This window comes from Amycolatopsis sp. NPDC004169, assembly GCF_040610315.1.
Taxonomy (GTDB): domain Bacteria; phylum Actinomycetota; class Actinomycetes; order Mycobacteriales; family Pseudonocardiaceae; genus Amycolatopsis.
Map to the genome: position 1 here is coordinate 34,089 of NZ_JBEXMD010000028.1, position 26,096 is coordinate 60,184.

22 protein-coding genes are annotated in these 26,096 nt (G+C 72.4%); 15 read left to right on the plus strand and 7 right to left on the minus strand.

What is annotated here, in order from left to right:
• Nucleotides 1–44 precede the first annotated feature (44 nt).
• From ABZX11_RS31320 to ABZX11_RS31335, 4 genes are all read right to left on the minus strand, one after another.
• Nucleotides 45–743 carry a trypsin-like serine protease gene (locus ABZX11_RS31320; protein WP_176175777.1) on the minus strand — a complete coding sequence of 233 codons (699 nt, stop codon included), beginning with the start codon at nt 741–743 and terminating at the stop codon, nt 45–47.
• Nucleotides 744–889: 146 nt separating this feature from the next.
• Nucleotides 890–2,764: an FG-GAP-like repeat-containing protein gene (locus ABZX11_RS31325; RefSeq protein WP_354919665.1), complete on the minus strand. Its 1,875-nt coding sequence runs from the start codon at nt 2,762–2,764 to the stop codon at nt 890–892.
• Nucleotides 2,765–2,781: 17 nt separating this feature from the next.
• Nucleotides 2,782–4,332, minus strand: coding sequence for a tachylectin-related carbohydrate-binding protein (locus ABZX11_RS31330; RefSeq protein WP_354919668.1), 1,551 nt, complete (start codon nt 4,330–4,332; stop codon nt 2,782–2,784).
• Between the two features lie 58 nt (nt 4,333–4,390).
• Nucleotides 4,391–6,400 carry an FG-GAP-like repeat-containing protein gene (locus tag ABZX11_RS31335; RefSeq protein WP_354919671.1) on the minus strand — a complete coding sequence of 670 codons (2,010 nt, stop codon included), beginning with the start codon at nt 6,398–6,400 and terminating at the stop codon, nt 4,391–4,393.
• A gap of 607 nt (nt 6,401–7,007) precedes the next feature.
• Here ABZX11_RS31335 and ABZX11_RS31340 point away from each other — a divergent pair.
• Nucleotides 7,008–7,274 carry a hypothetical protein gene (locus ABZX11_RS31340; RefSeq protein WP_354919674.1) on the plus strand — a complete coding sequence of 89 codons (267 nt, stop codon included), beginning with the start codon at nt 7,008–7,010 and terminating at the stop codon, nt 7,272–7,274.
• Here ABZX11_RS31340 and eccCa read toward each other — a convergent pair.
• On the minus strand, nt 7,271–11,197 hold the full coding sequence (gene eccCa / locus ABZX11_RS31345; protein WP_354919677.1) for a type VII secretion protein EccCa: 3,927 nt from the start codon (nt 11,195–11,197) through the stop codon (nt 7,271–7,273). The genes ABZX11_RS31340 and eccCa overlap by 4 nt on opposite strands.
• Nucleotides 11,198–11,342: 145 nt before the next feature.
• Between eccCa and ABZX11_RS31350 the strand changes: the two genes are divergently transcribed.
• The 7 genes from ABZX11_RS31350 to ABZX11_RS31380 all read left to right on the plus strand — a co-directional run bounded on the left by ABZX11_RS31350 (nt 11,343) and on the right by ABZX11_RS31380 (nt 18,045).
• Complete coding sequence (locus ABZX11_RS31350) at nt 11,343–12,113, plus strand: WXG100 family type VII secretion target (protein WP_354919680.1); 771 nt, start codon at nt 11,343–11,345, stop codon at nt 12,111–12,113.
• A gap of 31 nt (nt 12,114–12,144) precedes the next feature.
• Nucleotides 12,145–13,173, plus strand: a complete 1,029-nt coding sequence (locus ABZX11_RS31355) for a hypothetical protein (protein WP_354919683.1) — start codon at nt 12,145–12,147, stop codon at nt 13,171–13,173.
• A gap of 3 nt (nt 13,174–13,176) precedes the next feature.
• Complete coding sequence (locus ABZX11_RS31360) at nt 13,177–14,538, plus strand: WXG100 family type VII secretion target (protein WP_354919685.1); 1,362 nt, start codon at nt 13,177–13,179, stop codon at nt 14,536–14,538.
• Nucleotides 14,538–15,008: a hypothetical protein gene (locus tag ABZX11_RS31365; RefSeq protein WP_354919688.1), complete on the plus strand. Its 471-nt coding sequence runs from the start codon at nt 14,538–14,540 to the stop codon at nt 15,006–15,008. The genes ABZX11_RS31360 and ABZX11_RS31365 overlap by 1 nt, the downstream gene beginning before the upstream one ends.
• Nucleotides 15,005–15,325 (plus strand): YbaB/EbfC family nucleoid-associated protein, encoded by a 321-nt coding sequence (locus tag ABZX11_RS31370; RefSeq protein ID WP_013224119.1) that lies wholly within the window; start codon nt 15,005–15,007, stop codon nt 15,323–15,325. The genes ABZX11_RS31365 and ABZX11_RS31370 overlap by 4 nt, the downstream gene beginning before the upstream one ends.
• The gene (gene eccD, locus ABZX11_RS31375; RefSeq protein WP_354919691.1) at nt 15,325–16,695 is read left to right on the plus strand and encodes a type VII secretion integral membrane protein EccD; all 1,371 of its coding nucleotides are present in this window, start codon (nt 15,325–15,327) and stop codon (nt 16,693–16,695) included. Before ABZX11_RS31370 ends, eccD begins: the two co-directional genes overlap by 1 nt.
• Before the next feature lie 90 nt (nt 16,696–16,785).
• Nucleotides 16,786–18,045 (plus strand): glucuronoxylanase, encoded by a 1,260-nt coding sequence (locus ABZX11_RS31380; RefSeq protein WP_354919694.1) that lies wholly within the window; start codon nt 16,786–16,788, stop codon nt 18,043–18,045.
• A 2-nt stretch (nt 18,046–18,047) separates the two neighbouring features.
• On the opposite strand, the gene ABZX11_RS31385 is transcribed toward ABZX11_RS31380, so the two are convergent.
• On the minus strand, nt 18,048–19,088 hold the full coding sequence (locus tag ABZX11_RS31385) for a type VII secretion protein EccE (protein ID WP_354919697.1): 1,041 nt from the start codon (nt 19,086–19,088) through the stop codon (nt 18,048–18,050).
• Between the two features lie 140 nt (nt 19,089–19,228).
• Here ABZX11_RS31385 and eccB point away from each other — a divergent pair, with 140 nt between their 5' ends.
• The 3 genes from eccB to ABZX11_RS31400 are packed head-to-tail and all read left to right on the plus strand — an operon-like array spanning nt 19,229 to nt 22,001.
• The gene (eccB, locus tag ABZX11_RS31390) at nt 19,229–20,650 is read left to right on the plus strand and encodes a type VII secretion protein EccB (protein WP_176175789.1); all 1,422 of its coding nucleotides are present in this window, start codon (nt 19,229–19,231) and stop codon (nt 20,648–20,650) included.
• 11 nt (nt 20,651–20,661) lie between these two features.
• The gene (locus tag ABZX11_RS31395; RefSeq protein WP_354919700.1) at nt 20,662–21,357 is read left to right on the plus strand and encodes a response regulator transcription factor; all 696 of its coding nucleotides are present in this window, start codon (nt 20,662–20,664) and stop codon (nt 21,355–21,357) included.
• Nucleotides 21,354–22,001, plus strand: coding sequence for a response regulator transcription factor (locus tag ABZX11_RS31400; RefSeq protein ID WP_176175791.1), 648 nt, complete (start codon nt 21,354–21,356; stop codon nt 21,999–22,001). Before ABZX11_RS31395 ends, ABZX11_RS31400 begins: the two co-directional genes overlap by 4 nt.
• Here the strand turns inward: ABZX11_RS31400 and ABZX11_RS31405 are convergent.
• On the minus strand, nt 21,998–22,792 hold the full coding sequence (locus ABZX11_RS31405; protein WP_354919703.1) for a carbon-nitrogen hydrolase family protein: 795 nt from the start codon (nt 22,790–22,792) through the stop codon (nt 21,998–22,000). The genes ABZX11_RS31400 and ABZX11_RS31405 overlap by 4 nt on opposite strands.
• An 84-nt stretch (nt 22,793–22,876) precedes the next feature.
• Between ABZX11_RS31405 and hisD the strand changes: the two genes are divergently transcribed.
• From hisD to ABZX11_RS31425, 4 genes are read left to right on the plus strand one after another with little or no spacing between them, the layout of a single operon-like run.
• Entirely contained in the window at nt 22,877–24,202 is a 1,326-nt protein-coding gene (hisD, locus tag ABZX11_RS31410; protein WP_354919706.1) for a histidinol dehydrogenase, read from the plus strand.
• Nucleotides 24,199–25,299 (plus strand): histidinol-phosphate transaminase, encoded by a 1,101-nt coding sequence (locus tag ABZX11_RS31415; RefSeq protein WP_354919709.1) that lies wholly within the window; start codon nt 24,199–24,201, stop codon nt 25,297–25,299. Before hisD ends, ABZX11_RS31415 begins: the two co-directional genes overlap by 4 nt.
• Nucleotides 25,296–25,895: an imidazoleglycerol-phosphate dehydratase HisB gene (gene hisB / locus ABZX11_RS31420; RefSeq protein WP_176175795.1), complete on the plus strand. Its 600-nt coding sequence runs from the start codon at nt 25,296–25,298 to the stop codon at nt 25,893–25,895. Before ABZX11_RS31415 ends, hisB begins: the two co-directional genes overlap by 4 nt.
• Nucleotides 25,892–26,050, plus strand: coding sequence for a hypothetical protein (locus tag ABZX11_RS31425; RefSeq protein WP_176175796.1), 159 nt, complete (start codon nt 25,892–25,894; stop codon nt 26,048–26,050). The genes hisB and ABZX11_RS31425 overlap by 4 nt, the downstream gene beginning before the upstream one ends.
• Nucleotides 26,051–26,096: the final 46 nt, after the last annotated feature.

The window sequence follows — 26,096 nt, forward strand, 5'->3', positions numbered from 1 at the left end:
CCGCGTTCCGCACCGCCCGGCGGTGCGGAACGCGGTCCGGTGCGTCAGACGCCCGCCGTGGAGCGGATCCAGCTGCGGCTCGACGCGATGCTCGCGTAGTTCTGCGTGCCCTGCGTGTTCGAACCCGAGTTGCTGCCCGTCGAGCAGACCCCGACCTGGACGCCGTTGTACAGCTGGGGGCCGCCCGAGTCGCCGTGCCAGGCCGAGCCGTTGATGCCCTGGCTGGCGATCGCCGTGCCGCCGTAGGCGTCCGAGCTCAGGCCCGTCACGCGGACGTTGGCCGTCTTCAGCGTGCTCGACGGCGGGTTGCTGCCCTGGGTGCGGCCCCAGCCGTAGATCTGGTTGGTCGACCCGGTCGGCGGGTTGCCGGTGCCGAGCTTCATGTACGTCGTGGAGACCGCGGTCGTCAGGTGCAGCAGGGCGATGTCCCCGTTCGGTGACGCCTTCTGCTGGTCGACGGTGGCGTTCGTGCCCTGCTGCAGGGTCACGTTGCCGACCTTGACGTGCATGCCCGGCGAGTTCAGGCAGTGCTGCGCGGTGAGCACCCACTGCGGGGCGATGATCGTCCCCGAGCACTCGAAACCGCCGTACGTCGTCACGTTGTTCCAGTAGATCTGGGCGCCCCACGGCGCGGAGGAGACCGTGCTCCCGCCGATGATGTCCTGCTGGGCGCCCGCCGCTCCCGCTGAGACCAGGCTCAGCGCCACGGCGGCCGCACCGACCACGCCCACAGCCCTCGACATTCGCATGAAAATGCCCTTCGGCCCAGGTGATCCGGATATCCGCCCCCGCTCGGGACGACCAGCTCAACGTAAGAGCCGTGAAGGATTTTCGGAACCTACCGAAGTCGGTAACCCGCCCCCGGACGACCGGGGGCGGGTCCGCCGTGTCAGAGGATCGTGATCGCCCGCGGAACGGGCACTTCGCTGTTGTAGGCGAAGTTGTCGTGCCACTTCACGCTGATCCCGAGGAACTTGGTGCCGTCGGACAGCGAGACGAACACGTCGGCCGCGGTACCGCGGGTGTACGTCACGACATCCGCTTTGCCGTCGCCGTTGAAGTCGCCGACGGCGGGGATTTCGTCGTTGAAGGCGAAGTTGTCGTGCCACTTGACGCTGGTACCGGTGAACTTGGTGCCGTCCGAAAGCGCGACGAACACGTCACCCGCGGTACCGCGGGTGAAGACGGCGATGTCGTCCTTGCCGTCGCCGTTGAAATCGCCGACGGCCGCGATTTCGTCGTTGAAGGCGAAGTTGTCGTGCCACTTGACGCTGGTACCGCTGAACTTCGTGCCGTCCGAAAGCGCGACGAACACGTCACCGGCCGTGCCGCGGGTGAAGACGGCGATGTCGTCCCTGCCGTCGCCGTTGAAGTCCCCGACGTACGGTTGTTCGTTGTTGATCCCGAAGAAGTCGTGCCACAGGGCGGCGGCGCCGAACTTGGTGCCGTCGGAAAGGGCCACGAACACGTCGGCGGTGCTGCCGCGCTTGAAGATGGCGATGTCGTCCTTGCCGTCGCCGTTGAAGTCGCCGACGGCCGGGATTTCGTCGTTGATGCCGAAGAAGTCGTGCCACAGCGCGGGGGTGCCGTACTTGGTGCCGTCGGAAAGGGCGACCACGACGTCACCGCTCGTGCCGCGCTTGAAGACGACCGCGTCCACCTTGCCGTCGCCGTTGAAGTCGCCGCTCAGCGGGATTTCACTGCCGAACGCGAGGTTGTCGTTCCACTGCTGGGTGGTGCCGACGAACTTGGTCCCGTCCGAGGCGGCGGCGAAGGCGTCGCCGGTGGTGCCGCGGGTGAAGGTGGCGATGTCGTCCTTGCCGTCGCCGGTGAAGTCGCCGGCCGAGCGGCCGCCGGTGGTGGCCGTCAACTGCGGGCTGAACGCCCCCACCGAGGCGTAGACCAGGTAGTGCCAGGTCTTGTGGGACGTGGCCGAGTGCAGGAACGTGGTCGCCTTCGTGCTGCCGACGAACAGCTCCGCACTGGGGGAGGCGTCCCCGTTCGGGCTGGCGTAGACGGAGTAGGTCGCGTCCTCGGAGGCGGCGAGCGGGGTCCAGGTCAGCGTGACGCCGTGGCCGACCGCCTTGGCGGTGCCGGTGATCGCCTGGCCGCGGATCCAGTCGCGCAGATCGTCGGCCCGGGCGGCGGTCGTGCCCTGGCGGGTCTCGGTCTCGCCGAAGCAACCGTGCTGCCAGGACGCGCCGGCCACCGCGGCGAGCGTGCCGTCCGCGCGGAAGACCGGCGCCCCGGCGTCGCCCTTGCACGCGTCGGCCGCCCCGGTCAGCGACAGGGTCGTCGCACTGGACGCCGAGGCGGTGAACTTGCCGACGTGGGCCTCGTTCGGCACCCACTCGGTCGCCGTCCGGCCCCAGCCGGCGAGGGACAGCTCCTCCGACGCGCCGGGCACGCCGGTGGCCGCCGGGAGCTTCAGCGTGGTGACGTCGGTGATCGTGGTGTCGATCCGGACCAGCGCGGCGTCGCGGTCGGTGCGGGGGAGCACCGCCGTCACCTTCGCGACGTGCGACCCGACGGTGACGCTGACCGGCTTCGACGGCGGGTTCTCGGGAAAGCAGCTCGCGGCGGTGAGGACGAGCGTCGGCTCGACGAGCGCGCCGCTGCACGCCCGGCCCTCGGTGGTGATCTTGGCCGCGAAGCCGAGGTTCACCGCGGCCGGGCCGGGAACGGCCGCCGCGGGGACGACGCCGGCCGCGGTCGCGGCCAGCACGGCGGCGGAGATCGCCGTCAGTTTCGAGCGAGTGTGCATCAGGGGTTCCCCTCGGGTCAGCCGGTGAGCTTGCAGGAGTCGGGTGCGGCGGTCACGTGGATCTCGGTGTTCCAGCCCGAGCCGATCGTGACGCCCATGCGGTCCGGACCCGACGGGGCCCAGGTGTCGGTGTTGTCGGAGTAGCGGTACCAGCGCAGCACCGGGCCGGTCTGGCCGTTGAACGGGCTGGTGCCGGTGCTGCCGCGGCCGTAGAGGATGTCGCCGCCCGGCGAGAAGATCTCGCTGAACATCTGCCAGCCGACGCCGACCGGCTTGTCCCGCTGGGTCCACGCCGAAGCGGCGAAGTCGTACTTGAAGCGGAACAGCTCGCCGCCCGGCTTGCGCGCGTACAGCACGCCGTCGCCGGCCGCGGTGATCGAGTCGAAGCGGGACCAGCCGGTGTCGAGGACGGCGCCGGCACCGTCGACCCACCAGCCCGTCGCGTCGTCCCAGAGGTAGAACTTCAGCTGCCCCTGGTCGTCGATCATGAAGATGCGGTTCTTCTCGTCGACGGTGATCCGGTTCGCGTACTCGGCGGTGAGGTAGCGCGTCCAGCCGCTGCCGACCTGGCCACCGCCGCTCCAGCCGCTGGAGGTCGAGTAGACCCAGCGCTTGAGGCTGCCGTTCGGGTACGGGTCGCTCGCGCTGTTGTTGCGGTGGATGTCCCAGATCACGCCGCCCTTGCCGGCCAGCACACGGCCGGTCCAGCCGGACCCGATCGCGCTGCCCGGCTGGGACCAGCTGACCGCGCCGTCGGCCGGGCCGAGGTGGACGTAGCGCCAGAGGCCGCCGTCGGTGCGGGCGGCCCAGATCGGCGCTCCGGCCGGGCACGAAACCGGTGTCGGCACGATCTGCTTGCGGATCCAGTCGCCGAGGTCGTCGACGCGGGCTTCGGTGCCGCCGGAACGGGTTTCGGTGACGTCGAGGCAGCCGTGCTGCCACGACGCGCTGCTCAGGGCCACCAGCTGCGCGGTGCCGCCGGACAGGCGGAACGCGGGACCGCCGGCGTCGCCCTTGCAGGCGTCGGTGCCGTCGGCGGCGGAGACCGACACGGTCGAGCCGGTGACGGCCGAGACGGTGAACGGCGCGACCCGCGGCCGCGCGGGCACCCACTCGGTGGCGGTCCGGCCGAACCCGGCCACCTGCAGGGTGTCCCCGGCCTGCGGCGCGGTGGTGCTCAGCGCGACCGGCGCGATGCCGGTCGCCGGCTTTTCCAGCTTCGCCAGGACGACGTCCCGGTCGGTGCGGCGCACGACCTTCGTCAGCTTCGCGCCGAAGCCGGCGCCGGTGCCGAGGTCGACGTCGCCGACGAGGACGGTCGCGGCCTCGCTCGGCGCGCCGGTGCCGGTGGCCGTCAGGCAGGTCGCGGAGGTGAGGACCCAGGACGGGTCGATCAGGGCGCCCGAGCACGACTTCGTCGGCGTCGCGATCCGGGCGAGGAACGGGTGGGTGCCGACCGGCACCACGGTGCCGCCGGAGATGGCCTCGGCGGGGGTGGCGGTCAGCAGACCGCAGGCGAGCAGGGTGGCGGAAAGCGCGGCGAACCGGGTCCGGGCGCGTGTGTGCATCGGGTTCCCCTCGGGTGGAGCGGTGGCGGCGCCCCGGCGGGACGCCGCCACCGCGGTGCTACAGGAGCTTCGAGCGGCCGGCGTCGAACGTGCCGTTGCTGCTCCACTTGACGCCTTCGGCGTCGAACCCGCCGGCGGCGTTGGCGTGCCAGCGGAACAGGTTCGTGTTCGCGCTGCCGTAGTCGTAGGAGGCGAGCAGGTCCGTGCGGCCGTCCCCGTCGTAGTCGCCGGCGGTCCACTGGGACTGGCCGAGGTTCCAGCCGCCCGCTCCGGTCGTCCACTGCGTGACCGGCGCGTCGACGCCGGTGGCGGTGGCGTGCCAGGTGCGGAAGGTCAGGTTCGCGCTGCCCAGGTCGATCGCGGCGCCGAGGTCGGTGCGCCCGTCACCGTCGAAGTCGCCGGAGACGAACTTCGCCTTGCCGGACGGGATCCCGCCGTTCCACTTGACGTTCTGCGCGTCGAACCCGCCGGAAGCGTTGCCGTACCAGAGGAACAGGTTCGCGGTGTTGTCCCGGTAGTCGTAGAACGCGGCCAGGTCGGCGCGGCCGTCGCCGTTGAAGTCGCCGGCCCGCCAGTCGGACTGGGCGAGGTTCCAGTTGCCGGGCCCGGTGCGCCACTGCGTGACCGGGGCGTCGAAGCCGGTCGCCGTCGCGTGCCAGGTCAGCACGCTCAGGTCGGCGTTGCCGTTGTCGTAGGCGGCGGCGAGGTCCGTGCGGCCGTCACCGTCGAAGTCGCCCGTGGTGAACCGGGCGTTCAGCGGCCGGAAGGCGCCGCTCCACTTGATGCCCTGGCTGTCGAAGCCGCCGGAGGCGTTGGCGTACCAGAGGAACAGGTTCGAGCCGCCATCGAGGTAGTCGTAGAAGGCGCCGAAGTCGGTGCGGCCGTCGCCGTTGAAGTCACCGGTGACCCAGCGGGCCTTGGCGGCCTCCCAGCCGTCGGTGTTCCACTTCAGCGCCGGGGCGCCCACCCCGGTCGCGGTCGTCGGCCAGACGTACAGGCCGACGCGGGCGTTCTGGAGGTCGTAGGCCGCGCCGGCCTCGTCCTTGCCGTCGCCGTTGAAGTCGTTGCCCGCCGCGACCGGGGTGGTCGCCGAAACGACGTCGGTGGGCGGGGCCGTCCAGCCGTCGGTCGTCGGGACGACGATGCGGTAGTAGCGGGTCTGCTTGGCGGGCAGGCCGGTGTGCGTGTACGACGTGCCGCCGAAGCTGCCCAGCAGGTGCGCGCTGTCGACCGGCACGTCCGGGGTGGTGGCGGCGTAGATGTGGTAGCCGGTGGCGCCGGTCACCGCGTGCCAGGTCAGCGTGATCGCGTGGCCGACGGCCTTCGCCGAGGGGGCGAGCGTCTGCTGGCGGATCCAGCCGGCGATGTCGTCGACGCGGGCGGCGACGGTGCCCTGTTTGGTCGTGGTTTCCCCGAAGCAGCCGTGCTGCCAGGAGGTGCTGGACACCCCGACGACGTCGGTGCGGCCACCGGCGTCGCGGAAGATCGGCGCACCGGCGTCGCCCTTGCAGGCGTCGGTGCCGTTCGTGCCGGTGAGGGCCAGGGTGGTCGCCGTCGACGACGGCGCCTTGAAGGTGCCGACGTGCAGCGTGTCCGGCACCCATTCGCTCTCGGTGCGGCCGTAGCCGGCCAGGGTGAGCGTCTCGTCACCGCTGGGGTAGTTGACCGGGATGGTGCTGAGCGGCAGCGGCGCGATGTCGGTGACCGGCGTGGCGAGCCGGGCCAGCGCGACGTCCCGGTCGGTGCGGACGACGACGTTCGTGACTCCCACGACGTGCCCGCCGGTGCCGCTGAGGCTGGTCCGCCCGATGGTGGCGGTGGTCGCCTTGGCGGGCACGCCGCCCTGCGGCGTCTCGGGGAAGCAGCTCGCGGCGGTGAGCACGAGGTCGGGCTCGACGAGAGCCCCACCGCAGGCCCGCCCGTCGGCGGTGAGTTTCGCGGCGTACGGGTAGGCGCCCGCGGTGGCGGCGGTCCCGCCGGACACGGCATCGGCGGGCACTGCGGTCAGCAGCCCGGCGGCCAGCAGGGCCGTGGTGGTCGCCACGACCCTGGTGGGACGGATGGACATGCGGAATTCTCCCCTTCGTTCTGCGTGTTCGCGCGCGACGGCAGACCCCTTGGCGAATGCGTTCGCGAAATGGCGATTCGGTGTTTTGCCGACGCGTGACACACCGATGAGCGGTGCGCCGCTCATCGGGAAATGGCGCGTCCGGGAATGGTTCCCGCGCGCAGACCGGCCCCCCGACCGGTGTTTCCTCCCCCTGGTAGTTCCCTCCTCGGCCTGTCCAGCCGCCGAACGGCGCAACCGCCGTGACGGTGGTCGCAGTCGTGCTGGTCAGGTCCCCTCGTGGGGGAATGGCCGGTTTCCGCGAGAGCCGGAAACCGTCATTCACCCCGTGGTCCCATCGACAGGGAACACCGGATATTACCGGTATGGGCGGTGACTTACATCACATTCCGGCTCGACCAGGCGTTCGGTTAGTGTGTGAAAGCCTGTCGCTCCGGCGGCGGCGGAAGAGGGGGATTCGCATTCATTTCCGCACGCTCGATCCGGGGTACCCGCAATTCTTGTGCGGGCCGGCGGGATCGGTCACGGAGGAACGGCAAGCGGCGGCCGCGGACGTTTCCGGCCGCGCGACCTCGGCCGCCCGCTGCGGGATGTCGAGAGGATCCCGGTGGACATCGAGACCCTGATGACCAAGCTCGCACAAGCCGGCATCACGACCGTGATCAAGGCCGATGACGAACGCTGGGCCGAGGGGACCAGGGCCTGGACCGTGATCCTGTCCGGCGCGGCGCTCGGCGACCAAGGCGCCATCCGCACCGAGTCATCCGACTTGCCCTCAGGCCTCCGGAACGTCCTCGGCCGGCTCGCGGCGAGGCCCGGAAACTGGTCCTGGCTGACCGAGTTCACGAGCCCCCGAAGGGCGGAAAGCCGCTAGGACTCCGCCGGTTTCGTCCACGCCACCTGGACCAGCCCGGTCCCGTGCCGCCGCGAAACCAGCGTCCCGCGCCCCGGCGGCTGCGGTGACGGCTTCACGTCCGCCAGCAGCGCTCCCTCGTCCTTCGTCCCCGACATGATCAGGCCCGGCGTCCCCAGCTCCCGCAGCCGCTGCAGGACCGGCTCGAACAGCGCGCGGCCCGCGCCACCCGACCCGCGGACGATCAGCAGGTGCAGGCCGATGTCCCGGGCCTGCGGCAGGAACTCCAGCAACGGCTGCAACGGGTTCCGGCCCACCGTGGCCACCAGCTCGTAGTCGTCCACCAGGACGAACAGCTCCGGCCCGCGCCACCACGAGCGGTTGCGCAGCTGGTCCGGGGTCACCGACGGCCCCGGGAGGCGGTTGCGCATCGCGGTGGCGCACTCCGCGATCAGGTCCGTCAGCTTGCCCTCCGCGCCCGCGTACCCCAGCAGGTGTGGCTCCGACACCGCGCCCAGCAGGCCCCGGCGGTAGTCCGCCACGATGATCGCCGCCTCGTCCGGGGTGTAGGCCGTCGTGATCCCCGAAGCAATGGCACGCAGCAGCGAGCTCTTGCCGGACTCCACGTCGCCGAACGCGATGAAGTGCGGGTCCGCCGCGAAGTCCAGGTACACCGGGCGCAACGTCGATTCCGCGATCCCCAGCGTGACCTGGCGCGACGGCGCCGGGGGCAGCCCGTCGAGGGGCACCTCCGGCGGCAGCAGCCGGACCTGCGGGGCGCGCGGCCCCTGCCACGCCTCGGAAATCCGCCGGACCAGGTCGACGCCGCCCGCGCCGACCGTCTCCGGGCGCTGGTCCGCGTCGATGCGGGGCAGCGCCGCCAGGAAGTGCAGCTTCTCCGCCGTGATGCCGCGGCCCGGGCGGTCGGCCGGCACGTTGGCCGCCACCTTGCGGTCGATCGACGAGTCCATCGGGTCGCCGAGACGCAGCTCGAACCGCGTCCCGATCGCGTCGCGCAGCTGGGCGCGGACGCCGATCCACTGGTTCACCGACACGATCACGTGGATGCCGAAGCCGAGCCCGCGCGCGGCCAGTCCGGTGATCTGCTCCTCCAGCTGCTCGTACTCCTGGCGGATCGTGGTCCAGTTGTCCACGAACAGGAACACGTCGCCGAACTCGCGGTCGTCGGTGCTCTCGGTGAACTCCGACCGGCGGGCGCGGAACGCCGCCATCGACTCGATGCCCTGCGCGGCGAAGAACTCCTCGCGCTGCTCCAGCAACGTCGTCAGCTCGGCGACGACCCGGCGGCAGCGCTGGGCGTCCCGGCGGGTCGCGTACCCCGACACGTGCGGCAGCCCGGCGATCGGCGCCAGCGCGCCACCACCCATGTCCAGCACGAACAGCTGGACCTCGGCCGGGGTGTGGGTCAGCGCGAGCATGCCCGCGATGTCCTTCATCAGCGTCGACTTCCCGCTCTGCGGCGCGCCGACGACCAGCGCGTGCCCGGCCGCGCCGGAGAAGTCGGCCCACAGCAGGTCGCGGCGCTGCTCGAACGGCTTGTCCACCAGCGCCACCGGGATCGTCAGCTTGCCGTTGCCGCCCCAGCCGAGCGGGCACAGGCCGCGGCCCGCGTCCTCGCCCAGCGGCGGGAGCAGCTGGTCCAGCGTCGGCGGTTCGGCCAGCGGCGGCAGCCAGATCTGGTGCGCGGCCGGCCCGCGGCCCTCCAGGCGGGACAGCATCGCGCCGATGATCGTCTCGCCGGTGCCCTCTTCCGAAGGCGCCGCGGACACCTCGGTCGTCACCGGGATCTCCACCGGAGCCAGGGAAAACGGCAGCACGCCCAGTTCCTGCCCGTCCTCGCGCACGACCGTGCTCCGCGGCGGGAGCTCCCCGGAGACGTAGGCGGCCTTGAGCCGGACCAGCGTTTCGGTGTCGGACTTCAGGTACGCCGAGCCGGGCACCGGCGGCAGGTGGTAGGCGTCGGCGACACCCAGCACGGCCCGGCTTTCCGCGGCGGAGAACGTCCGCAGCCCGATCCGGTACGACAGGTGGGAATCGAGCCCGCGCAGCCGGCCTTCCTCGAGCCGCTGCGAGGCGAGCAGCAGGTGGATGCCGAGGGAGCGCCCGAGCCTGCCGATCGCGACGAACAGGTCGATGAACTCCGGGCGCGAGGACAGCAGCTCGCTGAACTCGTCGATGATCACCAGCAGCGAGGGCAGCGGGTCCAGCGGCGCGCCGTCCGCGCGGGCCTTCTCGTAGTCGCGCACCGATGCGTAGTTCCCGGCCGCGTGCAGCAGTTCCTGCCGCCGCAGCAGCTCGCCGTTCAGCGCGTCCGCCATCCGGTCGACCAGCGCGAGGTCGTCGGACAGGTTGGTGATGACGGCGCAGGTGTGCGGCAGCCCGGTCATCCCGGCGAAGGTCGCGCCGCCCTTGAAGTCGATGAGGGCCAGGTTGAGCGTCTCCGACGAGTGCATCACGGCCAGCGCCGTCACCAGCGTCCGCAGCAGCTCGCTCTTGCCGGACCCGGTCGCGCCGATGACCAGGCCGTGCGGGCCCATCCCGCCTTCGGCCGACTCCTTGAGGTCCAGCTCGACCGGACGGCCTTCGGGGTTGACGCCCAGCGGGATCCGCAGCCGGTCCCGCGCCGCCCGCGGGGCCCACGTCACCGTCGTGTCGGTGTCGCGCGGGTCACCGATGCCGAGCAGCCCGGCCAGCCCGAACGTCGCGGACATCGGCTTCTCGCCGACGACCGCGGCGGGCGTGTGCAACGGCGTCAGCATCCGGGCGAGGGCTTCGGCGGCGCCGCGGTCGAGCACATCCGGGCGGCCGAGGAAGCCGAGCCGCTGCTCGCCGCCGTCGCCGACGACCATGCCGAGGGAGTCCGGCGCGGTGTGCAGGCTGAGCAGCTTCTCGGACGACGACGTCCGCGGGTGCTCCTGGCCGACCTCGAGCACGGTGACGCCGAGCCGGCCGTCCGCGCCGATCAGCCGGGGCTCGCCGTGGGCGTTGCCGCCGTCGACGAGGACGACGAGGTGGGGCAGGTCGAGTTCGGCCGCCGCGCGGCGGCTGAACGCGGGCCGTTCGCCGAGGTCGGCGCCCAGCAGCTCGGCCAGCCCGGCGGCGGTGTCCGCGGCCAGCCGCCGCGGCCCGACGGCGTCGCCCGCGCCGGCCGCGGCGGCGTGCGGAAGCCACTTCACCCACTCCCAGTCGTGCCGGCGGTCCGGCGACACGCAGACGGCGATCCGCAGGTCCGCGGGGGAGTGGAAGGTGACGAGCTGGCACAGCAGGGCCCGCACCAGGCCGAGCACGGCCGGCCGCCGCCCGGCCACGGTGACCGCGGCGAACGACCGCAGCGACAGCGCGACCGGCAGCCCGTCCACCGTCGAGTAGGTGCGGATGAAGTGCTTGAGGCTGGTGGAGGACACCGGGTCCAGGTCTTCCAGCGGCACGGTCTGCGGCGCCTTCAGGGGCGTCGCGAGCCGTTGCGGCCCGGTGCCCGCGCGCACCTGCGCGAACTGCGGCTCGGTGCGCCGCCGGTCCCACAGCTTCCCGGCCTCGACGTAGGCCCACAGGTCGGCCGGGTCGGGCTGGACGGCGACCATGGCCGCGCGCTGCCCGTCGGCGATGTCGCGGACCTGGGCGCGCAGCCCGGAGAGGTACCGCTGGTAGTCCCGGCGCTCGTCGTTGATCTGCGCCTTCTTCGCCATGCCGCCGCGGCCGAGCGACATCACCACCATGCCGCCCATCGCGCAGAGGAACAGCGCGCCGAAGACGTAGGTCATCACGCCGCCGTCGCGTCCGATGTAGACGAACGACATCGCGCCCATGCCGAGCATCATCGGCAGGAACATCATCAGCTGCACCATGCCGCCGGACGAGCTCTTCGGGAGCATCGGCGGCGACTGCAGCACGATCTCGGTCGGACGCTCGGGCGTGAGGCTCATGTAGCAATGCTCCAGCGGATCGGGGCGGCTCTGACCGGTATTTTGGCCACTTGCCGACCCGCTGCGGTGGGTACTTTTGCCGTCCGCCCGCTTCCGGGGCCGAACTTACGCTCGGGCCGAGCACCGCCACCCCGGAAGGAGACCGATGGCCGGCGAGTACCGGGCTGAGCCCGAGGCGATGCGCTCCGCCGTGGGCAACGTCGGGGGCATCATCGCCCACGGCATCAACGCCGTGGCCGACCTCGAACGGCTCGTCGTGCCGCCGATGTCGTTCGCCACCTTCGGCACCGCGGTCGCCTCCGCGAACGCGGCCCTGCACTCCGGCCAGATCACCGCCGTCCGCACGCTGCTGCAGCTGCTGCAGCAGATCAACGGGCTCGTCAAGGCCAGTGCCGACGCCTACCAGGCGGCCGACCGGGACGCGGCCGCCGGCTACGGCGGCGGGCACGCCCCGGCGAGCACCGCGTCGTCGATCTGGGGCAGCTCGCACGCTTCCGAGCTCGCCACCCTGGCCATCAACGACAGCGCGGGCGCCCACGGCGAGCCGTCGTCGGTCGGCAACGTGCTGCGCTACCTGGGGGACGCGCGGCTGGGCCGGCTCGGCGACCACCCGATCACCGACACCCGCTTCCACGGTGTCGCCGACTTCAACGACTGGCTCGCCGGCGACGCCGACAACCAGGCGCGGGTCGGGCTGATCGAGGTCTACGCGGGCACCGCGCGGACGTTCTCCGACGTGCCCGGCGGCGTGCACAGCGGTGACGTCGTGGTGGTCGAGCCGCTGCAGTTCTCCGACCGCCAGCCGGTCATCGGCGTCGCCGGCGACGGCGGCCGCCTCTACAACCACGGGCTGCTCGACGCCCGCACCGGCGGGCTGGCGAAGGTCAGCGTCTACCGGCCCGCGTCCGTCGTCTGATCGTCCGCCCCTCGAACCGATGTGAGGACCGATGCTGACTTTCCCGAACTCCAGCGCGATGGACGCGACCGCGTCTTCGGGCGGGCCGATCACGATCCTGCCGCAGATCGTCACGGGCCAGCCGGAGCAGATCGCGAAGCACGTGGTGGACCTGGTCCGCAAGGCCGAGCAGTTCCTGTCGATGTACAACGAGCTGACCAAGGCGGCCGACCAGCTGGGCAAGATCTGGTCCGGGGCGGCGAGCGAGTCGGCGCTGAAGAAGATCGGCGACTCGCTCGACCAGCTGACGAAGATCATCAACGTCGTCCAGAAGGGCGCCGAGCTGCTCGGGGTCTCCGGGACGCTGATCAAGACCGCGCAGGAGGCCTACCGCGCGGTCGTCTCCGCGGTGAACCCCACGGTCGCCGCGCTGATGTCGAACTGGTGGACCTACGGCGCGGCGGTCGCTTTGTCGACCGCGACCAGTGCGTCGCTGCGGGCGTTCATCACCGCGATCGGCGCGCTGCTCAAGGCGCTCGGCGCGGTCGACCTCGCCCAGCAGATCACTACGCTCGCGCAGGTCATCGGCGAGATCGAGAAGCTCTTCCACCACTCCTCCGGCAGCTCGGGCGCGACAGCACAGCCGTCGATCGGGAGCACCCCGGTCACCGCGCCGCAGACCCCGCCGCCGGTGGCGAGCCCGTCGGGGCAGCAGGCGGTGGCGGGCGGGAGCGGCGGGGGGATCCCGCAGCAGCCCTCGTTCACTGACTACACCCCGCCCGCGCTCGCCACCGGCGGCGGTTCCAGCGGCGGTGCCACACCCGCGAACAGCTGGATCCCCGTCGACCACCCGGTCACGACGCCGTCGGTGCCGGCACCCACGCCTGCGCCGGCCCCGGCGCCCACGATTCCCGCGCCTTCGGCCGGGCACGCCGACGAGGTCGTCATCCACACCAACCTGACCACCGGTGAGTCCACTGTGGAGGCTCCGGGCGGCCAGGACTTCGACCTCGACATCGATCTGGACTTCAACGGCAAGCACTTCAGCCAGCACGTCGGCTACGACGCGGCCGGGAACTAGCCGGTGGCGGGCTCGGGGGTGGTCGACGCGTCCGGGGTGGTCAGCTCGGTGCTGTCCGGCTACCGGCGCGTGCTCGTCGAGTGCCGGCGGCGCGTCACCGGCGATCCCGCCGCGCTGAGCGCCGCCTCGCAGCGGGTGGCCGACCGGGCGTCGGCGGTTTCGGGGCAGGCCGGGCAAATCGGCGAGTCCGCGAAGGCGCTGCACGCGGACTGGGACGGCGACGCCTACACCGCGTTCGCGACGGCCGCGGCCGAACTCGGCAAGGACCTCGGCGAAACGGCCGCGAAGCTCGGCGACCAGGCGAACCGGCTCGCCACCGCGGCCCGGCTCGTGCAGTCCGCGGAAGCCGCCGTGGATTCGGTGCTCGCGCAGTTCGACCAGTACGCCGCCCAGCTGACCGCCCAGGCCCGCGCGGTGAACTCCGCCTCGGTCGGCGCGTTCATCCAGGCCGCGCGGCAGCTCGGCGAACAGAGCGTCGCCGCGGCCCGGCAGGTCGTCGACGAGTTCTCCGACGCGCTCGCCGAGCTGTTCCCGCCCGAAGGCGTCGGACGGCTCGAGCACGAGCTCGGCAAGTGGGCGCGCGGGCCGTTGCACTGGCTCAACGGCGAGCCGCTGGACGGCCGGAAGCGGCCGCGGACCGTGCCGTCGTGGTTCGGCAACTCCGGCTGGAAGAAGCTCACCTGGGACGGCCTCGAAGGCACCCGCGCGCCGAAGAAGGCGGACACGCCGTTCGGGCAGCCGGAGCCCGAGGGCCTGAAGAACAAGCTCGGCCGCAACACCGAGATCACCTACTACAAGTTCCAGCACGAGCAGGACGGCTGGTCCCCGGAGTACGACGGGAAGATCACGTCGAAGGGCTGGGACGCGTCGGCGTCCGGGCACGCGGAACTCGCGGCCCTGCACGGCGAGGCCGAGCTGAAGAAGGAGTGGGGCGTCGCCGAAGCCCACGCCAAGGGCACGGTGTTCGCCGGCGGCGAGGCGAGCGCGTCCGGCACGATCGGCGCCCACGGCGTCGGCGCGCACGCGAACGCCTTCGTCGGCGGGAAGGTCGAAGGCGAGGTCGCCGCGGACGTCGCGGGCATCGGCGTCGGCGCGAACGGCACCCTGCAGTACGGGCTCGGCGCGCAGCTGGACGCCCAGGCCGTCTACGACGCCGGGCACCTCAAGGTGAACTTCAAGGCGGGGGCCGCGCTCGGCCTCGGCCTGGGTGTCGGCGCGAAGATCGACATCGACCTGCCGAAGCTCGGCCACACCATCGGCGAGTACGGCGGCGCGGCGGTCGACGCGGTGAGCCACGCGGCTTCGGACGCGGCCGACGCCGTGGGCGCGGCCTGGGACGACGCCGTCGCGTCCGTGGGGCTGTGATGACCCTTCCCCTCGACTTCGTCATCCCGGACGGCTGGACCGCGGTCGACCCGGGCGACTCGGGTGCGGTGTTCGTCGCCGTGCACGCCGCCACGCCGGGCGAGTTCGTCCCGAACATCACCGTGAGCGTCCAGCAGCGGCCGGACGAGGCCACGATCGACGCCATCGCCGCCGAAGCCGTCGAACGGCTTTCGCGGACGCTGGCCGGGCTCGACGTGCTGAGCCGCCGCGACGTCGGCGACGCGGCCGCTCCCGCCGTCATGCAGCTGCTGCGGCTGCGGACCGGCGAAGGCACCGAGCTGATCCAGACCCAGGTGCACCTGACGGTCCCCGGCGCCACGCCGGCGGAGCGGCTGGTGCTGGAGCTCGCCTGCACGGCCGCGCCCGCGACCGCCCGGCGGCTCTCACCCGGTTTCCAGCGGTTCGTGGCCAGCGTCCACGTCCGCCAGCACGAAGGGAAAGCACAGTGACCGATCCGTACGCGGTGCCCGACATGGACGAGCTGCTGGCGCAGGTGCGCAAGCAGACCGAAGAGGTCCAGCGGATCCAGCGCACGGTCGAGGCGATGGAGATCAAGGCGCACTCGCGGCAGAACGAGGTCACCGTCACCCTCCGCGGCGACGGCCGCTTCACCTCGATCGACATCGACCCGCGCGCGATCCGCGAGTACGACGCCCGCAACCTCTCGGAAATCGTGCTGGAAGCGGTGAACGCCGGGCTGCAGAAGCTGGCCGAGGCGTCCTCCGCCAAGTTCGCCCCGGTGATCGCGGCCGCGAAAGACGTGTGATGACGGCATCTTTGACCGGCACGACCCGGCGGGTCACGGTGGTCACGCCGCGGGCCCGCGTCGACGTCGCCCTGCCGCAGCAGTCGACGTTCGCCGAGTTGGTGCCCCAGCTGGTCCGCCTGGCGGGAGCGTCCGGGCAGGCGTCGGCCGAACATCCAGGCTGGGTGCTGTCCCGGCTGGGTGGCGCTCCGTTGGCGCTCGGCTTGAGCGTGGCGGCGGCCCAGATCCGGGACGGCGAAGTGCTGCACCTGACCCCGCGGGAGCGCCCGCGGGGTCCGCTGCTGTTCGACGACGTCGTGGATTCGATCGCCAGCGTCGCCGACACGTCCGGGGGGTGGGGCCCGTCGGTGGCGCGGCGCTCCGGCCTGGTGGCCGCGGTGGTGCTGTTGCTGGCGGGTGGCCTGCTGGTGCAGGCGGCGGCGTCCGGCAGCGTCCTGGCGCCGATCGGCACCGGGCTGCTGGCCCTGGTGCTCCTGCTGGGCGGAGGGGCGCTGAGCCGCGCTTACGGCGACGCCGAAGCGGGTGCGGCGGGCTCGTTGGCCGGTGTCGGCGTGGCGCTGCTGGCGGGGATGTCGGTGCTGCCACCGCACCCGCTGTTCTCGCTGTCGGCGGGCCCGCTCGCGGCGGGCTTGGCGGCGGTGACGGTGTACGGGGTGCTGGCGGCGGTCTCGGTGGCCGACCGCCTGCCGTGGTTCGTGGCGATCACCGGCGCGGCCGGGTTCGGCGCCCTGACGTGCGGGGTCATCCTGCTGGCCGGCGTCCCGGCGGGCGCGGCCGCGGCGGTGGTCGCGGTGCTCTGCACGGCCCTGGCGGCGGTGGCGCCGATGCTGGCGTTGCGCCTGGCCCGCTTGCCGCTGCCGCGGGTGCCGGACGACATGGAGGCGTTCCGCGCGGACGAGCAGCCGTCGCTGGGCACGGAGATGATCGGCCGGACGTCCCGGGCGCAGGCGGTCCTGACGGGGTTGCTGGTGGCCCTGGGCCTGGTGGTGCTGGCGGCGTCGATCGTGCTCGCGTCGGGCGGCCCTTGGGAAGCCGGGCTCGCGGCTTTGCTGGGCCTGGCGTGGATCCTGCGGTCGCGGTCGTACGCGGGCCGGGCGCAGCGGCTGGTGCTGGTGGGCTTCGGTGTGCCGGCGCTGGTGTGCGCCGGGGTGTGGCTGGTGGCGTCGGGCAACCGGACGGCGGTGTTCGCGGCGGGCTGCGCGGTCGTGGTCTCCGCGGTGATCTGCCTGGTGTACGCGACGCGGGTGGCGCGGGGACTGCGTTCGCCGTACTGGTCACGGTTGCTGGACGTGGCGGAGTTCCTGGTGCTGCTGTCGCTGGTGCCGGTGGTGGCGATGATCGCGGGGGTGTACGAGGCCGTCCGCGGCTGAACGTTTCATTGACGCTGTCGTGCGCCCGCTGTCAGGATCGTTGTCGGGAGCGCTCCCAGGCTGTTCGCCAGTCGACTCCAGGGAGATGCCATGTCACGTCGAGAGCAACCCGAGATCCCGCCCCTCCTGCGACGGCGGACCGTCCTGGCCGCAGGTGCCGCCCTGCCGGTGCTGGCGGCCGCGACCCCGGCCGCGGCCGCCACCGCGGTGGTCGTCGAGCCGTCGAACGTGCAGCAGACCATCCTCGGCTTCGGCGGGATGAACCACACCGTCTGGATCAGCGACCTCACCGCCGCCCAGCGCGAGACGGCGTTCGGCAACGGCACGAACCAGCTGGGCTTCACCGTGCTGCGCATCCCCGTCCACGAAGACCGCAACAACTGGAGCCGCGAGGTCGCCACGGCCCGGCGGGCGAGCGAGCTCGGCGCGAAGGTCATCGCTTCGCCGTGGAACCCGCCCGCTTCCCTGACCGAGACCTTCTCCGGCGGCAAGCGGCTGCGGTACAACGCCTACGCCGCCTATGCGCAGCACCTCAACGACTTCACCGCGTTCATGGCGGGCAACGGCGTGAACCTGTACGGGATCTCGGTCCAGAACGAGCCGGATTACGCGCACGACTGGACGGCGTGGACCGCCGCCGAGATCGTGAAGTTCCTGCGCGAGAACGCCGGCTCGCTCAGCACCCGGGTGATCGCGCCCGAGTCGTTCCAGTACCGCAAGGCCATGTCGGACCCGATCCTCGACGACGCCACCGCACTGACGAACGTCGACATCATCGGCACGCACCTCTACGGCACCTCGTTCGCGGACCTGCCCTACCCGCTCTTCCGGCAGAAGGGCGCCGGCAAGGAGCTGTGGATGACGGAGGTCTACTACCCCAACAGCACTGATTCGGCCGACCTCTGGCCGCAGGCGCTCGACGTCGGCGAGCACGTCCACCGCGCGCTGGTGGACGGCCGGTTCCAGACGTACGTGTGGTGGTACATCCGCCGTTCGTACGGCCCGCTCCGCGAGGACGGGCAAATCAGCAAGCGCGGCGCCTGCATGGCGCACTTCGCGAAGTGGGTCCGGCCGGGGTACTCGCGGATCACGGCGACCGCCAACCCGCAGGCGAACGTCTACATCTCGGCGTTCAAGAGCGGAGCCAGGATCGTCATCGTCGCCATCAACAAGAACACCGCGGCGGCCGACCTGGCGTTCACCCTCCGCGACACCGGATCGGCGACGGCCCAGACCTGGCTGACGAACGCGAGCGCGAACCTCGCGCGCTACTCCGACGTCACCGTGTCGAACGGGGCGTTCGCCGCTCAGCTTCCGGCGCGCAGCATCCGGACGTTCGTCGTGAACTGAGCTCAGCTGTCCAAAGCCAACGGCAATGTCTTGCGCACCCCGGCCTCGTGCCGCCCGTGCAGCGGGACCACCGCGGGCGGCACCGGGACCGGCGCGCCCGGCCGCGCTCCCACCCGGATCGTCACTTCCGCCTTCTCCTTGCCGCCCGCGGTGCGCGTCAGCGTGTACGACGTCGCCGTGAAAGCCGCTCCGGGCACCGCCAGGTCCAGCACCCGGGCCGACCGCGGTGCGAAGCACATCTGCGTGGAATCGCCCCACACCCAGGACTTCCACCGATCGGGACCCTCCGGAGAATTCCCCTGGACCCCCAACGCCACCCGCAGTTCCTTCGCCAGCTCCCCGGCCTCCAGCACCGTGCTCTGGTACCCGGCTTCGGCCAGCGTCCCCATCAGGCTCAACGCCGCCGACGCCGTGCTGCGCAAGGCTCCGAGGTCGCCGCCGCCGCGGGCCAGTGCCGCGATCGGGGCCAGGTCGGGGCGGTAGCGGACCGCCAGCCAGCGCACTCGCAGCACCTGGTCGCCGCGCGGGATCGCCCACGTCAGCAGCTGGGCCGACGCCAGCGGGATGTCCGCCCGCCGGTACGCCGAACGCAGCGCCTCGACCAGCGGCCCCGGCGCGCCCGGGCCCGGGGTCAGCCGGACCAGCGCGCTCCAGCCGCCGTCGATCTCCGCGACACCGAAGCGGTTGCCCGCGCGGTCGACGTGCTGGCGCACCTTCACCGGCCCCGCCACGCGCAGCAGCGGGTCCGGGCCGTCGCGGCGGGTGTCGTGGCGCCGCAGGCGGAACGCCGTCCACGTCAGCGCCCAGCCCGCCAGGTGCCGCCCGGCGAAGCGCACCGACGTCAGCAGCACCAGCACCCCCGCGGTGACGCCGACGCCGATCTTCACCGGTTGCGTGACGCCGTCGACCAGCCACGCGAGCAGCACGGCGATCGCGGCGAGCTCCCACAGCGCCGCCTGCAGCGGCCGGATCGGCAACAGCCACGGCAAGGGCGTGGCCGCGGGCCGGGACGGTGCCAGGTGGACGGCGGTATCGACGGACACGGGCTCCCCTTTCCCCGGCCCCGACGCTACTGCCTGTCCGGATACCGCGTGGGCGTAAAAATTACCCTCGCCGCACCCCGGTCCGGTGCCTAGCATCGGTTGCTCGGGAGGACGACGCACACAGCCGGGGGCACAGCAGCGTGTGGACGCAGCGGGACCAGATCCAGGCGTATCAGTTCCTCCGCCGCAGGCTCGTTTCCGCGCTCGTCGCCGCCGACGCCAACCACCCCGTCTCGCCCAGCAGGCGGCTCGTCCTGGGCACCGTGCTCGGCGTCGCGGCCGCCCTGCTGGTCACCGCCGTCTTCGGCATCATCGGCCTGCTGAACCCCTCCGGCGGCAAGGACTGGCTGGCCGGCGGCAAGGTGATCGTCGAGGAGGGCACCGGCGCGCGGTTCGTGCTCGGCGCCGACGGCGTGCTGCACCCGGTCCTCAACTACGCGTCCGCGCGGCTGCTGGCCGGCGGCAACGGCGACGCGACCGTGTCCGTCTCGCCGGAGAACCTCGGCAAGGCCGGCCGCGGCACCCAGATCGGCATTCCCGGCGCGCCCGACTCGCTGCCGTCGGCCAACGCGCTCGTGACCGTTCCCTGGACGAGCTGCAGCCGGACCACCCAGGACGCGCCCGCCTCGGCCGAGCCGCGCACCGCCGTGCTGCTGGCCGCGCCCGCGTCCGGAGTGGAGCTGCCGCGGGACCAGGGCGTGATCGTGCGGCTGCCGCAGGGGGACCGGTTCCTGCTCGCCGGCGGCCGTCGCTACAAGCTGAGCGACGAAGCCGCCACGGCGCTGCAGTTCGACAGCTACCCGACGATCGCGGTGTCGGCGCGGTGGATCGACACCGTCCCGGCCGGCCGGGACCTCACCGCGCTGCCGGTGGCCGGCGCCGGCGACCCGGGGCCCGCGGTGGGTGGCCGCGGCACCCGCGTGGGCGAGGTCCTCGCCGTCGTCGACGCGATGGCCGCGCCCGGCACGGCCACGTCGTACTACCTGGTCCGCCGCGACGGTCTCGAGCCGGTCGGGCAGACCGAGGCGAGCCTGCTGGTCACCACGGAAGCGAACGCCCCGGCCTACGAGGGGACGCCGAAACCGGCCGACGTGCGCGCGGCCGACGTCGCCGCCGTCCCGAAGGTCGCCGCGCCGCGCGCCGGCGGGGCCGACCCGGCCGCCTTCCCCGACCGCATCCCCGGGAAGGCGCCGATCACCGGGAACTCCGTGGCGCTGTGCGTTCAGGGCAGCCGGTTGCTCGTTTCGGCCGAATTCCCGCTTCCCGTTGGAGCCAAAGCCATCCAGGTCGCCACCCGGACCGAAGCAAGGGTGGCGGACGAGGTGTTCGTACCTCCCTCGGGAGGCGCCGTCGTCGTCGAGGCCGGCTCGGTCACCGCGTACCTGGTGACGGACACGGGCCGGAAGTACCCGGTGGTGAATGGGCAGGCGTTGGCCTCGCTCGGCTACGGAGGCGTCGCCAAACCGCCGGTCACGGGTAGTTTGCTGGCATTGGTGCCGACGGGCCCCGCGCTGGACCCGGCCACGGCCGGGCGGCCGGCTCCGTCGGGTGGAACGGGGTGAAAGTCGTGCACATGACAGAAGAGCGTCCGACCGAGGGTGAGCTGGACCAGGGGCGGGTCCGGGTCGCGGTCATCGAAGACCACCCGCTGTACCGCGTCTCCGTCGAACGTGTGCTGGCCGAAGCCGACTTCGTCGAGCTCGGTGCGGTCGTCGATTCGGTCGCCCGGTTCCACGTGCACCGGCAGCCGCCGGGCAGCGTGGTCCTGCTCGACCTGGGCCTGCCGGGTGTTGCGGGGGCGGCGGCGGTGCTGGAGGTGTGCGAGCTCGGGCACCACGTGCTCGTGGTCTCCGCGCAGGCGGAACCGGAAGTCGTGCTCGGGGCGATCGCGGCGGGGGCGCGCGGGTTCCTGTCGAAGGACGTCGACGCCGACGAGCTGCTGATCGCGATCAAGACGGTCGCGGGCGGCGGCGCGTACGTCTCGGCGGTGGTCGCCGGGATGATCATGAAGGACAACGCCGACCGGCCGGCGGTGTCGGCCGAAGCCGAGCTGTCCCCGCGCGAGGAGCAGGTGCTGCGGCTGGTGGCGGCGGGGGAGCGGGACGTCGACATCGCGCTGATCCTCGGCATCGGCGTCCGGACGGTCCGCGGCTACCTGGACCGCATCCGCGACAAGACCGGCGAACGGCGGCGGCCGGGCCTGGTCAAGGAGGCCATCCGGCGCGGTCTGATCGGGGACGCCGGCCCCCGGCGCGGCGGCCGCAAATGAGCGAGCCGGCGCCGTCCGCGCGCAGCATCCCGGTGGGCGTGATCGAGGACCACCCGCTCTACCGGTACGCGCTGACCCGCGTGCTGACCGAGGCCCCGGACATCGAGCTCGGCGCGGTCGCCGACTCGGTGGCCCGGTTCGCGGTCCAGGACCAGCCGGCGGGCAGCGTCGTCGTGCTGGATCTCAAGCTGCGCGGTGTCCAGGACGCGGCCGCGGTCCTGGAAGTCGGGCAGATGGGGCACAAGGTGCTGGTGGTGTCCGCGCACGCGGAACAGCCGGAGGTGCTGGGGGCGATGCAGGCGGGCGCGAAGGGCTTCCTGTCCAAGGACGTCGACAGCGACGAGCTCCTGCGCGCGATCCGCACGATCGCCGACGACAACGCGTACGTGTCACCGACGCTGGCCGGGATGATCATCCAGGACAGCGAAGAGCGCCACGCGGGGCCCAAGATCGTGCTGTCGGAGCGGGAGAAGCAGGTCCTCCGCCTGGTGGCGGCGGGGGAGCGGGACGTCGACGTGGCGGAGATCCTCAACATCAGCGTCCGCACGGTCCGGTCCTACCTGGACCGCATCCGCGACAAGACCGGCGAACGGCGACGGGCGGGCTTCGTGCGCGTCGCCATCCGCGAAGGCCTCCTCCGCTAGAGGCGCCGGTTGGCCAAGGCTCCCGTGGCGGCGCGGGCCTTGGCCGACACCGCGGCGTCCACGTCCACCAGCAGCGTCTCCGGGCCCGCGCCCGCGGCGGCGTGCACCCGGCCGAAGCCGTCCGCGGCCAGCGAGTACCCGATCCCGGTCGGGGCCTTTGGGTTCACCGCGAGGCCGGTCGCCGCCGGGTCGGCCTGGCCGCAGGCCAGCACCCAGCAGCCCGAATCCAGCGCCCGCGCCCGCACCAGGATCTCCCACTGCTCGCGCTTGCCCTCGCCCGCACCCCACGACGCCGGCAGCAGCACGACGTCGGCACCGTCGTCGGCCAGCGCGCGGAACAGCTCCGGGAACCGCACGTCGTAGCAGGTCGCGACGCCGTAGACGACGCCGTCCAGCTCGAACGTGGTCGCCGTGGAGCCGGGCGCGACCGTGTCGGACTCGGCGAACCCGAACGCGTCGTAGAGGTGGATCTTGTCGTAGCCGAGGTGGTGCCCGGCGCCGGTGGCCAGCAGCGTGTTGTGCACCCGCCCGCCGTCCGCCGGGGTGAACATCCCGGCGACGACGACCACGTCGTGCTCGGCGGCCACCGCGGCCACGGCCGACGCCCACGGCCCGTCGAGCGGCTCCGCGACCGGCTCCAGCGGCCGTCCGAACCGCGCCATCGCCGCTTCGGGGAACACGACGACCCGCGCGCCGTCCGCCGCCGCGGCCTCCACGCCGGAGCGAACGAGTTTCAGGTTCGCCTCCGGATCGTCACCCGAGTTGACCTGGCACAACGCGATTCGCGCCACCGCTGCCTCCTGCATGCTGGGATCGGCCGTCACCGGGGAGTATCGCTGAAAAGGCGCTGGGCGTGACCTCGTACCCTGGGAGACATGCTGAACCGCACCGACCTGCGCGGGCAGGTCCCGACCGCCGCCGAACTGCGCGCCGCCCTGCCGCGCGCCGAATACGACGTGGACGCGGCGCTGCACCACGTGCGCCCGGTGGTCGAGGCGGTCCGCGACCGCGGGGTCGAAGCCGTCCTCGAGTACACCGAGAAGTTCGACAAGGTCCGGCCCGGCGCGGTGCGTGTCCCGCGCCCCGAGCTGACGCGCGCCCTGGAGCAGCTGGACCCGGCCGTGCGCGCGGCGCTGGAGGAGTCGATCACCCGGGCGCGGAAGGTGCACGCCGAGCAGCGCCGCACCGACGTCACGACGACCGTCGTCGAGGGCGGCACGGTCACGGAGAAGTGGGTGCCGGTCGAGCGCGTCGGGCTGTACGCCCCGGGCGGGCTGGCGGTGTACCCCTCGACCGTCGTGATGAACGTCGTCCCGGCGCAGATCGCCGGCGTCGGCTCGCTCGTCGTCTGCTCGCCGCCGCAGGCCGCGTTCGGCGGGCTGCCGCACCCGACCATCCTCGCCGCGGCCGAGCTGCTCGGCGTGGACGAGGTGTGGGCGGCCGGCGGCGCGCAGGCCGTCGCGCTGCTGGCGTACGGCGGCACGGACACCGACGGCGCCGAGCTGGCGCCGGTCGACATCGTCACCGGGCCGGGCAACATCTACCTCACCGCGGCCAAGCGCCTGCTGCGCGGCCTGATCGGCATCGACGCCGAGGCCGGGCCCACCGAGATCGCCATCCTCGCCGACGAGACGGCCGACCCGGTGCACGTCGCCGCCGACCTGATCAGCCAGGCCGAGCACGACCCGCTGGCCGCGAGCGTGCTGGTCACGACGTCGGTGGAGCTGGCCGACGCCGTCGACGAGGAACTGGTGAACCGCGTCGCCGCGACCAAGCACAGCTCGCGGGTCGCCGAAGCGCTGGCGGGCAAGCAGTCCGGCATCATCCTGGTGTCCACTGTGGAGGACGGACTGCGCGTCGTCGACGCCTACGCCGCCGAGCACCTGGAGATCCAGACGGCGGACGCGCGCGCGGTCGCGGCCCGGGTCCGCAACGCGGGCGCGATCTTCGTCGGCGCGTACGCCCCGGTCTCGCTCGGCGACTACTGCGCCGGGTCCAACCACGTCCTGCCCACCGGCGGCTTCGCCCGCCACTCCTCGGGCCTGTCCGTGCAGAGCTTCCTCAAGGGCATCCACGTCGTGGACTACTCCGAGGACGCGCTGCGGGAGGTCGCCGGCCGCGTCGTCGCGCTGGCCGACGCCGAGGACCTGCCCGCGCACGGCGAGGCCGTCACCGCGCGGTTCGGAGGTTCGGTCCGATGACGATCGGCGAAGAGGTCACGCTGGACCAGCTGCCGCTGCGCGAGGACCTGCGCGGCAAGTCGCCCTACGGCGCGCCGCAGCTGGACGTTCCCATCCGGCTGAACACGAACGAGAACCCGTACCCGCCGCCCCCTTCGCTGGTCGCCGACGTGGCCGAGGCCGTTCGTCTCGAGGCCGCCGAGCTGCACCGCTACCCGGACCGGGACGCGGTGGCGCTGCGGCAGGACCTGGCCGACTACCTGAGCGTGTCGACGCGGGTGGTGCTGTCGGAGGCGAACGTCTGGGCCGCGAACGGGTCCAACGAGGTGCTGCAGCAGATCCTGCAGGCGTTCGGCGGGCCCGGGCGCAGCGCGCTCGGCTTCGAGCCGTCGTACTCGATGCACCCGATCATCGCGTCCGGCACCCGCACCGAGTGGGTCCCGGCGCCCCGTCGGGACGACTTCACGCTCGACACGGCCGCGGCGGCCGCGGTCATCGCTTCCCGGCAGCCGGACATCGTGTTCGTCACCAGCCCGAACAACCCGACCGGCGGCTCGATCCCGCTCGGCGAGCTGCGTGCGGTGCTGGACGCGGCCACCGGGATCGTCGTGGTCGACGAGGCGTACGCGGAGTTCTCGTCGCAGGACAGCGCGGTGCACCTGCTGGCCGACTACCCCTCGCGGCTGATCGTCTCGCGCACGATGAGCAAGGCGTTCGCCTTCGCGGGCGGTCGCCTCGGCTACCTGGCGGCGGCGCCGGCGGTGGTCGACGCGCTGCAGCTGGTGCGCCTGCCGTACCACCTCTCGCGGCTGACGCAGGCGGCGGCACGGGCGGCGCTGCGGCACGCGGACGCCACTTTGGCCAGCGTGCACAAGCTGGCGGCCGAGCGTGACCGCGTCGTGGAAGCCCTGGCGGGCCTGGGTTACGACCCGGTGCCGAGCGACTCGAACTTCGTCCTCTTCGGACGGTTTTCGTCCCCTTCGGACGCTTGGAAGTCCTATTTGGACCGCGGGGTGCTGATCCGCGACCCGGGCATCCCCGGGCACCTGCGCGTCAGCATCGGCACCCCGGAAGAGAACGACGCCTTCCTCGAGGCGAGTAAGGAAGTTTCCCGATGACCCGCATCGGCAAGGTCGAACGGACCACCAAGGAGTCCTCGATCTCCGTCCAGCTGGACCTCGACGGCACGGGCGAGGTCGAGATCTCGACCGGCGTCCCGTTCTACGACCACATGCTGACCGCGTTCGGCGTCCACGGTTCGCTGGACCTGAAGGTCGAGGCCACCGGCGACGTCCACATCGACGCCCACCACACGGTGGAGGACACGGCGATCGTGCTGGGCCAGGCGATCCGCCAGGCACTGGGCGACAAGAGCGGCATCCGCCGCTTCGGCGACGCGTGGATCCCAATGGACGAAACCCTGGCCCACGCGGCGATCGACGTCTCCGGCCGGCCGTACTGCGTGCACGTGGGCGAGCCGGAGCAGTTCAACACGTTCACGATCGGGAACAACTACCCGTTCGTGCTCACCCGGCACGTGTTCGACTCGCTGGCGTTCCACGCCCAGATCGCCCTGCACGTCCGGGTGATCCACGGCCGCGACCCCCACCACATCGCGGAGGCGGAGTACAAGGCGGTGGCAAGGGCCCTGCGCGCGGCGACGGAGCCCGACCCCCGCGCGGGCGGCATCCCGTCGACGAAGGGCGTCCTGTGAGCAACGGAGTCGTCGGCGTGCTCCTGCTCGCCCTCGGCGGGTTCCTCGTGGGCGGCGTCTGGTCGACCTGGAAGACGGCCAAGTTCCTGGCCGTGGTCCTGGGCATCGCGGCCGTCCTCGCCATCGGTGGCGCGATCTTCTGGTTGTCGAGCTGAGAAACGGCGAAGGGCCCCTCTCGCACGAGAGGGGCCCTTCGCCGAT